This is a genomic window from Pedobacter miscanthi (genome assembly GCF_003315595.1).
GTDB classification, from domain to species: domain Bacteria; phylum Bacteroidota; class Bacteroidia; order Sphingobacteriales; family Sphingobacteriaceae; genus Pedobacter; species Pedobacter miscanthi.
The window spans coordinates 206163-218446 of the sequence record NZ_QNQU01000007.1; the positions used below are offsets into that span (position 1 = coordinate 206163).

At 41.6% G+C, this 12284-nt stretch carries 8 protein-coding genes; 1 reads left to right on the forward strand and 7 read right to left on the reverse strand.

Annotated features, from left to right (window positions below; translation table 11 throughout):
* Nucleotides 1-7: 7 nt before the first annotated feature.
* The 7 genes from DRW42_RS10115 to DRW42_RS10150 form a co-directional block, all read right to left on the reverse strand.
* Nucleotides 8-1894, reverse strand: coding sequence for a RagB/SusD family nutrient uptake outer membrane protein (locus DRW42_RS10115; RefSeq protein WP_208643537.1), 1887 nt, complete (start codon nucleotides 1892-1894; stop codon nucleotides 8-10).
* Nucleotides 1895-1906: 12 nt separating this feature from the next.
* The gene (locus DRW42_RS10120; protein WP_113948702.1) at nucleotides 1907-5053 is read right to left on the reverse strand and encodes a SusC/RagA family TonB-linked outer membrane protein; all 3147 of its coding nucleotides are present in this window, start codon (nucleotides 5051-5053) and stop codon (nucleotides 1907-1909) included.
* A gap of 9 nt (nucleotides 5054-5062) precedes the next feature.
* A complete protein-coding gene (locus tag DRW42_RS10125) occupies nucleotides 5063-5983 on the reverse strand; it encodes a ferritin-like domain-containing protein (RefSeq protein ID WP_113948703.1) in 921 nt (306 codons plus the stop codon).
* An 11-nt stretch (nucleotides 5984-5994) separates the two neighbouring features.
* Nucleotides 5995-6714 carry a ferritin-like domain-containing protein gene (locus DRW42_RS10130; RefSeq protein ID WP_113948704.1) on the reverse strand — a complete coding sequence of 240 codons (720 nt, stop codon included), beginning with the start codon at nucleotides 6712-6714 and terminating at the stop codon, nucleotides 5995-5997.
* A gap of 456 nt (nucleotides 6715-7170) precedes the next feature.
* A complete protein-coding gene (locus DRW42_RS10135) occupies nucleotides 7171-7383 on the reverse strand; it encodes a helix-turn-helix transcriptional regulator (RefSeq protein WP_113948705.1) in 213 nt (70 codons plus the stop codon).
* A gap of 337 nt (nucleotides 7384-7720) precedes the next feature.
* The gene (locus DRW42_RS28585; RefSeq protein WP_158544317.1) at nucleotides 7721-8296 is read right to left on the reverse strand and encodes a hypothetical protein; all 576 of its coding nucleotides are present in this window, start codon (nucleotides 8294-8296) and stop codon (nucleotides 7721-7723) included.
* Between the two features lie 1318 nt (nucleotides 8297-9614).
* Entirely contained in the window at nucleotides 9615-10562 is a 948-nt protein-coding gene (locus DRW42_RS10150) for an ROK family protein (protein ID WP_113948748.1), read from the reverse strand.
* Nucleotides 10563-10948: 386 nt separating this feature from the next.
* Between DRW42_RS10150 and DRW42_RS10155 the strand changes: the two genes are divergently transcribed.
* On the forward strand, nucleotides 10949-12151 hold the full coding sequence (locus DRW42_RS10155) for a glycoside hydrolase family 88 protein (RefSeq protein WP_113948707.1): 1203 nt from the start codon (nucleotides 10949-10951) through the stop codon (nucleotides 12149-12151).
* The last annotated feature ends 133 nt before the right edge of the window (nucleotides 12152-12284 follow it).

Genomic DNA, 12284 nt, shown 5'->3' on the forward strand with positions numbered 1-12284 from the left:
AATTTAATTAATATCCGGGGTTTTGAACCAGTTTTGGGTTATAATCCCTTTCGCGTTGCGGAATTGGATAAAGTTCATTTTTACCGTCTTTAAAATTGGTTCCGGCGATGTAGGGATAATTGGCGCGGTAAGTTTTAAGTGCGGCTTCGGTTGCACGCAGCGTTGAGCCTAAAATGTTCCAACGCATTAAATCGTACTTCCTTAATCCTTCAAAACATAGCTCTAAGGCACGCTCGTTTTTAACTGCCGTAAAGAAATCTGCTTTATTTAAACCTGCGGGGATCTGTGTATCTGTAATTTCGGCTGTTGCGGTAGCTCCCGTACCTGCCCCACCGGTAATGGTAATGGTTGGTGCAGAGGTATAACCGCTGCCAAAATTGGTTACTTTAATGCCTACCACCGCACCTGCAGTAACTGCTCCTGTTGCAAGGTTTGTTGTAGCACTGATTATGGCAGTAGCTGTAGCTCCCGTTCCTCCGCCACCAGTAATGGTTACCGTTGGCGGCGTGGTGTAACCAGTGCCTTGTGCACCTAATTTAATATTGATGATTTTTTTGCCAAAAACATCTGCCGGAAATGCCCTTTTCCTCACCAGGTTAATGGCATTGTAAGCTTCGGCGTTCGGACCTTCATTCAGTTCGTTTTCTGCTTCAGCACGCATCAGCAATACATCTGCATAACGCAGTACCACATAATTGATATCGGTATTATTCAAATCTTTAGGTGGCAATGCCTGGTATTCCCTACGCCATTTCCCTGGCGAAAAGTTATTATCTGCTGCTGCCGCGTACTCCAAAAACTGTCCTGTAGCATTAATCTGGTAGGTAGCTACTGAAACATCCCTGCGTAAATCGCCCGAGGTATACATGTTCCTGAATAAAGGCGTGGTTTTTACGTAAGAATTGGTACGTCCATAGGTGCTGATGGCTGCTGATAAAGGTGCGTTCCACTGCCCGATTACACTCGAATTTGGTGTGCCTCCGCTAAGGTTGTAAAAAGCCACTTCGAACATACTTTCAAAAGGATCGATCTTTAACTGGCACTGGTTTCTGAAAAACTGTTCGAAACTCGGGTTTAGCGAATACAGACCGGCATCCATAATGTCTTTGGTCTGCTTTTGTGCAATGGCATAATAATCCTTATAATTGGCAGGCCTTTCCATTTGTCCGTTCTGTTGCAAGGCATAACCACCGGCAAACAAAGCCACACGGGCCAGCATACCTTTTGCCCCCATTTTACTGATGCGTTCATCAGCGGTTTTTCCATCCGGCAATAAATCGATCGCCTCGGTCATATCTTTAATCACCTGCGTATAAATTTCGGCTGTTGTGTTTTTTGGCAGACGTAACTCATCACCATCTTTTGTTGGGGTGAGTTTTAAAGGCACTCCACCAAATAAGCGTACCAGTTCGGCATAATAAAAACCCCTGAGGAACTTGGCCTCGCCTAAATACCTGTTTAAAGTTTTACGCTGGGTATTATCATTATAAAGCGTCATCTGCGGGATTCGCTCAATCACGAGGTTTGCCCTGTTTACCCCTTCATAATAAGTTTGCCAGGTTGATTGCATATAAACAGCCTCGGCCGTAATTACATAGTGGGCAATACCACGAAAATCGGTGGTAAGCAGATCCCTCACCTGCGCAATGTCGTTATCGTTTTCGTACAAAATGGAAGAATAAAAGCCCAGCGTATTGCCATTGCTCATGCTCTCGTAAACGCCCAGAGTAGCCAGATTGGCCTCATCAGTGGTATTGAAGAACTTATCGGCATCGAAAACAGATTTAGGTTCTTCGGTAAGTGTTTTTTTGCAGGCTGTAAAACCGATCAGCATCACTACTACGGTTAAACATTTAAATAAACCTGTTGTATGGTATGTTAATTTCGTTTTCATAATCAGATTTCGTTACAATGAAACATTTAAACCGGCCACAAAATACCTGCTGCGCGGATAACCGCCAAAATCGACCCCTGGTGTTAAACCGCCGGTTTTGCTGGTACTCACTTCCGGATCGTAGCCCGAATATTGATCAAATACCTGCAGGTTATAACCGGTAACATATACCCTAACATTGCTCAGCTTTAGTTTCGAGATCCAATTTTTAGGCAGGGTATATCCCAAACTCACGTTGTTGATGCGCAGGAATGATCCATCCTCTACCATTTGGTCAAAAAGCCTTGGCGTGGTACCATAACCGTCGAACCGGGGAATGGTGCGCCCTTTGTTGGCTTCGGCCATGGCATTAGGCGTGGTGAGTGCATTTCCACTACCGTCGATGGTCGTCCAGCGGTCTTTGAAATAGCCTAAAGTATTAACATTTGCACTTACATTGGTGCTCATCTGCAACCTATTGGCATTATATACATCTCCTCCGGTTGCCCAGTTGATAAACACACTTAAATCGAAGCCCTTGTAAGAGAAAGTATTGTTAAAACCGCCTATAAAATTCGGGATTCCGTTTCCGATTACGGTTCTGTCTGACGGATTGATTACACCATCACCATTTAAATCAACCAGCTTTAAAAAACCCGGCTGGGCGGCATAATTCACATCCGCAGGGATGCCCGGTTTTAAGGTATAAGTGTTATTTGTAGGGTTGTAATTAAAATCGCTTACCTGGTAAACTCCGTTTGACCGGTAACCGTACATCTGGCCCAGCGCGCTGCCTACCTGCACCAGGTAATCGGTTTGGGAGGTCCAGCTGTTGCTCAACCTAAAATCTTCGCCATTGCTTAACGCCAAAACCTTGTTTTTATTTACCGACATGGTAAGGGTACTGTTCCACAAAAAACTGCTGGTTTTAACATTTACGGTGTTTAAAGTAAGTTCCAATCCTTTATTAGAGGTGGCACCAACATTTAAAAACTGGCTGGCAAAACCGCTGGTGTACGGAATCTGGGTGTTTAACAACAGGTCTTTAGTGCGGTTATCGTAAGCCTCGATGGTTAATGCTATGCGCTGTTTAAAGAAACCCAGGTCTAAACCGATATTGAACGATTTGGTGGTTTCCCATTTCAGGTCCTTATTTTCGATGTTATTCGGATAAACCGTGATGTTGTTGGTATTGTTAAGGGGATAATTTCCGGTACCGAGCTGACTCAGCATTAAATAATTTGGAATACGGTTATTGCCCGAAGTACCATAACTCAAACGTAATTTAGCGTCGGACAGGAATTTAACATTTTTTAAAAAAGGTTCATTAATGGCCCTCCATGCAAATGCTGCTGAAGGGAAATAACCCCATTTGTTATTATCTCCAAATTTAGAAGAACCATCGGCCCTTACCGTGGCGTTAAAAAGATATTTATCCTTATAGGCATAACTTACCCTCGAGAAGAAAGAAAGCATACTTTCTGCCTCTACAAGAGATGTTGGAACGCCTGGTGTAGTACCCAGAGAAATATTATCTAAACCCAGGTTTACGCCCGGAAATTTACTGTTACTCGCACTAAAAGCTTCCCTATCAGTGTAAAGCTGCTCCTGACCTAATAAAACCGATACTTTATGGCTTTTGTTAAAAGTATTATCGTAAGTAATGGTGTTGCTGTAGTTCCAGCCGGTAATATCGGTTTGGGTTAAGGAACCGAATGCGCCACCACTTCTTTTGGCCAGTACCGAACGCGAATCGCTAAATAGTTTATCTTTTGTACCCGATATTTTTCCCGAAACCAATCCACGGTAAGTAAAGTGATCGGCAAAGTTATAATCAATGGCCGTATTGAGGTTTAAGGTACGGTTGAGTGATTCTTTCTGGGTAGATTCGGCACTGGTTTTAGGGTTTTGCAGCGGAATCTGGTTTACATCAACCGTTGGGTCGTTATCAAGCGTGGCAAAATCTTCATCGCTTAAACCTATACCTCCTGTAGGCCTGTACTGAAAAAAGCTGATCAGGGTGTTGAAACGGTCGCTGCCATCGCGCGTACCAAAACCTGTTGTTTTCTGGTCGCTATAGTTTACAATGGCACTTAATTTTATCTTTTTGTTGATATTGTGCAAAAGGCTCAGTTTCGCCACGTTTTTGTTCGATGCGCCGGGTTGTACAATGCCCTGATCTTTATTATTCGAATAAAAAAGATTAAAACGGGTTTCTCCCTGTCCGCCGGCAATGCTGAATTTGTTGTACTGGGTATTTACCCAATCGCCGAACATTATTTTCTGCCAGTTATTGCCCGGTCTGTTATCATAGTTGGCATGGTAATCGGCAAATTTGCCAAAAGTATTTTCTACGCCAGCCAAAAGTGTAGGGCTGTTTAAAAATCTTTCGTAAACAAGTACTTTAAAATCGTAGGCATCAAGTACAGGGATATATTTATTGGCCTTTTTGGCTCCATAATACATATCGTAACTGATGGTGAGTTTGCCGGGTTTTAACTGTTTGGTAGTCACCAGAATCACCCCGTTGGCCCCTCTGGCACCATAAATGGCCGTTGCAGAAGCATCTTTTAATACATCAACGCTTTCTACATCATTTGGATCCAGAAAGTTAAGTCCGTCGGTTTGCGGTACCCCGTCGATTACATAAAGTGGTTCATTGCTTTGTGTAATAGAACCACCCCCACGCAGGGTAATGGCCGGACTTCCGCCCGGAGAGCCATCATCGGCGGCAACCTGCAAACCTGCCACACGGCCAACCAATGCAGAAGCCACATTTTGCACAGGGCTTTTAGCCAGCTCATCGCCTTTTACTGATGAAATAGAACCTGTTAAATCGCTGCGTTTTTGGGTTCCGTAACCAACAACCACCACTTCATTGAGGTTGTTTTCGTCGTCTACCAGTTTCACATCGATATTTGTCTTGTTTTTAACCAGCATTTCTACCGATTTAGACCCGAGGTACGAAAACACCAGAGTAGCGTTAGCTTTAACCTTGATCTGGTAAGTACCATTATTGGCGGATACCACTTTATTATTGGTTCCTTTTTCGGATACGGTTGTACCGGGCATAGGTTGATTGCTTCCATCCTTCACCACACCGCTTACTGTAATCACCTCCTGTGCATAAATTGCCTGGAAAGAAACCAACAATAAAAATATAAGTATAATACGTTTCATTTTGAATGATTATTTAAGTTGAAATGCAGCCTTGATAAACAAATTAGCAGCGGTTTTTACCGTTGCCGTTAAAAGGTATTCGTCGAAAGCTTCCGAAGCCGGACCAACAGTTAAGTTTGTATTTCCATTGATGCCGATCAGCTCTATACCGGCTTGTATGGTTTTTGTTTCCCTGTTTAAAAGGCCTGTATCAATATCGTAAACGGGGTTTAAGGTACCAATCATTGAGTCGTTACCGGTAATAGGCAACAAATCGGTTCCATCGGCATCATTCCTGCGGATACTTACCCATGGGCGCATGTATTTTAAAGTTGCAATCTGTAATTTATTGACCATTTGCCGCAGCTGGGCCGAATGACGGGCTTCTATAGTTTGTACGCGTGCTACCAAGGCCAAAGCTGAAGTGCCCATTAGCGAAATCAATTGTCCTTTATAAGCCCTTTCGCCTAAATCTTCGAGTACCACAGCGGTACGCAGAAAGGTACCGTAATTGGTGGTTACATTGGCATTTACCTTTGTATAATCAAAATTGGCATAAGGCATGGCTGCCCGTGGCACTCCCCCCAGATCGGTAATGGTTTTAATCAGTACGTTGATGTGCGCCTGTTCCTGATCGCGGAGGGTGTTAATAATGGGCCTGTCGGCAACCGGAATTAAATTCGGAGTGGTGGTAATTACATTATTATAAAACTGGAACTGCATATAACCCAGGGTCAAAAGCAGGTTAAGCGAATCAACCGTTGCACCATTAGCTGTGGTTTGGCTATATGCTTTTTGGAAAACGCCACTCAATGTTAAGGGCAGCGCAGCCAGGGATATTTTTTTGCCCAGGCCTAAAAAGTTTTTTAAAGCTGCGCGTCGTGGGCTCAATCTTTCGTAAACCGCGCCATCAACTTTTTCTATCTCGTTAAGGATATTTAAAACATTCATATTATGGCGGTTTAAAGATTAATAATATTGAGTTTGGTTTTGATGTATTTTAAGGCCTGCTCTAAAACTTTGCCGGCAGCCAGATTAACATCGAGCGCATTGGTTGCATCGGCACCTAATGCAGCGAGTTCGTTCAGGTCTGAAAAACCAATCGCATCTACCTGGCTGCGCACGTAAGCTGCGTGGCGTGCCTCTACGGTGGCTACCTGACTTAAAAGTATCAGGTTATAATCGTTTTTACACCTTACTATGGCATCATTATAAGCTGCCACGCCTAAATCTTCAAAGGTTTTTGCCGTAGTAAACACGGAAACGGCATCTGCAAAGTTAACTCCTGAGAAATCAAAGGTTAAAGTACCGATAGCAGCCGTAGATAATATCCTTTTAAAAAATTCGCGGTGGGCAATTTCGTGCAATTTGATATCATTAAAGAACAATGCCTGTGTTGGCGTAAAGGTGGCAGGTAAACTTTCGGCAGCTTTTGTATAAAATGCAGCTTCGAGTTGCTCGAGGGCATAAATATAATTTAACAGTCCTACATCGTCCTTAAAATCGATCGTATCATCGCTATTTACATAAGGCGCTACAATTTCATCTGTCTTTTCTTTTTTACAGCCTATTGTTCCCACCGCCAATGCAGATACCCCTGCAAACTGCAAAAACTGCCTTCGCTTTAAGTTAACCGAAAAAGAATCTTTTTCAATCAGGCTTTCAGAATTACTTTCAATCATTTTGGTTAGTTGATTTATAATGTTCGGTTTGTCCCGTTATCGATACCGGCCTGGTTACAACCAGTATCCATTAATATTATATCGCCAGATGGATTTAAACCTTTTCAGATCTGGTAAGTCTTAAAGGTCTTTTAGGAAATCATCTGAGATTTATTTACTCATCAATTTCCCTTCATCTAACAGTAACGAATTTAGTATTAGGGATGTAAACAGGGTTTCAAATTTGTTTAAAATACTATCAAATTTGAACAAACATGCCAAAATAGGCTGATTTTGAATAGATTTATACTGATTTTGGTTCAAAATCAAGTTGAAAATTAAAGATGGGTGTTAAAGAGAATAAATCATTTTGCATTTTCCTGTAAGCAATATCCTACATTATCCAATACAAAAAGAAGGATATTCTAATTTAGAATATCCTTCTTGTATTAAATTTATCGTACTACCATAATGGATCTAAATGTCGATTAAATCCCGGATAAAATCTTCGAAGCTAATATTATAGGCCTGAATCAAAAGATAAACGTGCAGAAAACTTGGAGAACCAATATCATTTTCCCATTTAATGTAGGTGGGCCTGCTGATTGACAATAAATCTGCAACCTCTTGTTGCGTTAATCCTTTTTTTAGCCTGAATTCTTTTAAAGTTTTCCCTAATCTTTTATTCATATAAGTTATGGTTATAAAATATTTCGGGACTGTGCCAAATATATAACAAATAGGCTTGATGTAAAAAATTATATCAGTAATGTAAAGAAATATATCACTTTTGATGTTGTCGTCAGTAATTTACAAAGCGGCAAAAAGTCGCCATTTCAAGATCGGCACAGATTAAGCTTTAGGTAAGATGGCAACAGAAAAATCAACAATAAAGATTTCCGTAGGTTTTTACAAGGAAGGATACAAGCCTTTCAGTTATGCCTTATTTGTTGTTGTTTTTATAGGCAGGCATGCTTTCGCTGCGCTCAGGTTTGTTACTTTTGGGCTAAGCCAAAAGTAAGAGCCTCTAATAAAGTTGCTCACTTAATACAATAGAACTACCTACTGCGAGTTCAGAATTATCTACTGCGAGTTCAGAACTGTCTACTGCGACTTCAGAACTATCTACTGCGACTTCAGAACTATTTACTGCGAGTTCAGAACTATCCACTGCGAGTTCAGAACTATCTACTGCGACTTCAGAACTATCTACTGCGACTTCAGAACTGTCTACTGCGAGTTCAGAACTGTCTACTGCGACTTCAGAACTATTTACTGCGAGTTCAGAACCGTCTACTGCGAGTTCAGAACTATTTACTGCGACTTCAGAACTATCTACTGCAAGTTCAGAACTGTCACCCGCACGACTAGAACTATCACCCGCACGACTAGAACTATTTACTGCACGCTCAGAACTATCACCCGCACGCTCAGAACTATCACCCGCACGCTCAGAACCATCACTCGCACGCTCAGAACTAACACCCGCACGCTCAGAACTATCACGCGCACGCTTAGAACTAACACCTGCACGCTCAGAACCATCACCCGCACGCTCAGAACCATCACCCGCAATTTTACAACTGCCTACTGCACACATCAAAATAAAGATCTTTCGCTAGGATGAAAACCGGTACAGGTTACACTTCTCAACTCCGTTGCACCGTTAGCTATTAAACTGCACGAGAAAGAAACACGTTAGGCAACTATAGCTTAGATGCGCTCAGGTGACTCAGGTGGTAAGATAAAGGCATACTGCATAATAAACTGGCTATATAAACAGTACAATTTCTATTGGAACCATATAAGACATTGAAGTTTCATATAAGCTCAATGCGCTTACATGACCTTTTATTCCTTATATGGTTAAATCTAAAAAACAATTAACCTGTGGGATGGCAGCTATCGGACAGCATGAGAAAGAAAGACTCTATACAACTATAACCGAGATGCGCTCAGGTGACTTAGGTGGTAAAATAAAGGCATACTACATAATAAATTGGCTATATAAACAGTACAATTTCTCTTGGAACCATATAAGACATTGAAGTTTCATATAAGCTCAATGCGCTTAGATGACCTTATATTCCTTATCTGGTTAAATCTAAAAAACAATTAAACCTGTGGGGTGGTAGCTATCAAACAGCACGAGAAAGAAGACGCTATGCGACTATAACCGAGATGCGCTCAGGCGACTCAGGTGGTAAGATAAAGGCATACTGCATGATAAATTGGCTATATAAACAGTACAATTTCTCTTGAAACCATATAAGACATTGAAGTTTCATATAAGCTCAATGCGCTTACACGACCTTATATGCCTTATTTGGTTAAATCAAAAAAACAATTAAACCTGTGGGGTGGTAGCTATCAAACAGCACGAGAAAGAAAGACGCTATACAACTATAGCTGAGATGCGCTCAGGTGACTCAGGTGGTAAGATAAAGGCATACTGCATGATAAATTGGCTATATAAACAGTACGATTTCTCTTGGAACCATATAAGACATTGAAGTTTCATATAAGCTCAATGCGCTTACACGACCTTATATGCCTTATTTGGTTAAATCAAAAAAACAATTAAACCTGTGGGGTGGTAGCTATCAAACAGCACGAGAAAGAAAGACGCTATACAACTATAGCTGAGATGCGCTCAGGTGACTCAGGTGGTAAGATAAAGGCATACTGCATGATAAATTGGCTATATAAACAGTACGATTTCTCTTGGAACCATATAAGACATTGAAGTTTCATATAAGCTCAATGCGCTTACATGACCTTATATGTCTTATTTGGTTAAAAAAAATTAAACCTGTCGGATGGTAACATCCGACGGGTCCGCTCAAAATGACCGTAGCTTTAGAGCGTTAAATGTAAGTTTCGGCCGGTGAGGCCGCCGACCGATAAGATCTTTGATCAAACTATTTCACCGCGTAATCAAAAGCTTTAAATTTCTGGAAAACATTAGCAGCACAGCCCAATAAACCGGCTTTGTTACCAAGTTTAGCTGCAGCTATCAATTGGGTGGTTGACGCAATAGGAACGGCCAGGGTTTTGATCCTACGCTCAATCTCTCTCACATAAAAAGCACCTGATTCGCTGATACCGCCACCGATTACAACTTTTTGCGGACTAAAAACATTAATAAAACTGATGATGCCTGCAGCCAAATAATCAAAATGTTGCTCCATTGCTTCTACTGCATAATCTTCGCGGGCCAGGTATCTTTCTACCATATATTTCCCGTCTATTTCTTCGGGCGGGTTTGGATGGATGGTTTTATAATGGTTAATCAGTGCGGTTACCGAAGCGTAAGTTTCTAAACATCCTTTACCACCACAGGCACAGGCAGCCCCGTTATGCTGTACAATAATGTGCCCCAACTCTGCACCACGGTTTCTGAAACCACCGTATAGTTTGTTATCAATCATTACCGCACCACCAATTCCGGTACCAACGGTAAGAAACACTACATCGCTGCAATCTTTCGCAGCTCCGTAAGTCATTTCGCCAAGCCCCATTAAATTGGCATCATTATCCATTACAATGTTATGGCGGGTTACCTCCTGCAGGATTTCGCCCAGGGCCAATTGCTTAAAACCCGGAAGGTTATCGGCACCAGCAATAATTTTGTTGTTATAAATAATACCCGGAAAACCAATGCCGACGCCAAGAATAGGGTTTTTAAACTTTTTAGCAGAGCTTTGTATAGCTTCTACAATAAGCGCGATGATGGCACCCTGCGTTTTCGCATTTTTTAAAGAAATGATCGTTGAGTATAAAATTTCACCATCGCGGTTTACTACACCACATTTTAGCGATGAGCCGCCAACATCAATGCCAATGGCATACGATTCTTCTGTGTTCATATTATTTAAGAAATCCATTTATTGGAATTAGTTTAAGGTTTTGCTGTTTGTTGTATACTGATGCATTTATCCGTCGATTGTTTTCCTCTTTTCGGATAGAATTATTTACCGTTTAATATCTGTTCTCCATCAGAACCACTAAAATAGCCTGTATCTGCATGCTCAAGATTAGGTTTCAGACCAAAATCTTTCAAAATTGATTAAAAACCATACAAGTCAACAGTATAACACGCATAAACATAAGAAATTACCTACTAAAATTAATATCATCTTAACCAAATTCTAAATATTTCTGATAATAATCGAAAGTGTTTCTGTTTCGTTCCTGCTAATTTCACCATTACAATAACCAGATCATTATACCGAATATTCAACACTTAAACACAATGAAAAAAGCTTTTTGCTTAGTATTGCTAACCGCAATTTTTATCAACTGTTACGCCAGACAAAACCAGCACAATCCACCATTATGGTTAAAGAAAACTGCTGAGGTAATTGCATGGCAGTTAAATAAAGCTGCATCTACCTATAAGCCAGGATTAAACCCACGTTCCATTAACCCAAATGGAACGGTAAGGTTAGCGGGCTTAACCGATTGGACAACGGGCTTTTTTCCGGGCAGCCTCTGGTACGGCTACGAACTTACCGGCGACCAAAACCTGGCGGTTGAAGCAAAAAAATTTACGCTGGCTTTAGATTCTGTCCGCTATATTAAAAATACGCATGATGTGGGTTTTATGCTGTACAGTTCTTACGGTAACGCTTACCGCATCACCAATGATAAAAGCTATTTACCTGCTTTACAGGAGGGTGTTGCCAACCTCAACGCACGCTTTAGCCCTACTGTTGGTGCCATCCGTTCGTGGGATTTTTCGTGGTGGCATTTTCCGGTGATTATTGATAATATGATGAACCTCGAATACCTTTATTGGGGCGCAAACACCTTTAACAAGCCCGAATATGCACATTCGGCCACAACACATGCTATAACCACCATGAAAAATCATTTCAGGAAAGATTACAGCTCTTACCATGTGGTAGATTACGACCCAAAAACAGGCAAGGTAATTGCGAAAAGAACACATCAGGGGGTTACAGACGAATCGGCATGGGCGCGTGGGCAAGGCTGGGGACTTTACGGATACGCCATGTGTTATAAAAACACCAGGAACCCGCAGTTTTTGGCACAGGCAGAGCACATTGCTGCTTTTATAATGAACCACCCACGGATGCCAAAAGATAAGGTTCCGGTTTGGGATTTTGATGTACACAATGCTACTGGTGTTGAAGAACGGGCGCCAAGAGATGCTTCGGCCGCAGCGGTAATTGCCTCTGCCCTGCTCGATTTAAGTACCCAGGTAAAAGATGGCAAAAAATATGTTGATTATGCAGAAGAAATCTTAAAGTCACTCTCTTCTGATGAATACCTGGCCAAACCTGGAGAAAATCAATACTTTTTGCTAAAACACAGCGTGGGTGCTTTTCTTTATAACTCAGAGATTGATACGCCCTTAGATTATGCCGATTATTATTACCTGGAGGCTTTAAAAAGGTATGTAGCCATTAAAAAAATCGATTTGAAACAATAGTTAAAACCGTAGAATTCGACTTTGTTTTTTTAACACACTCGAGGTTAGCGTGAGGGATAGCAGCGAAAAGCCCACAGCGAGGAGGAACGACGAAGCGAGGACTTGTAGCGTATAGCCCGACCCCTTGCGCAGC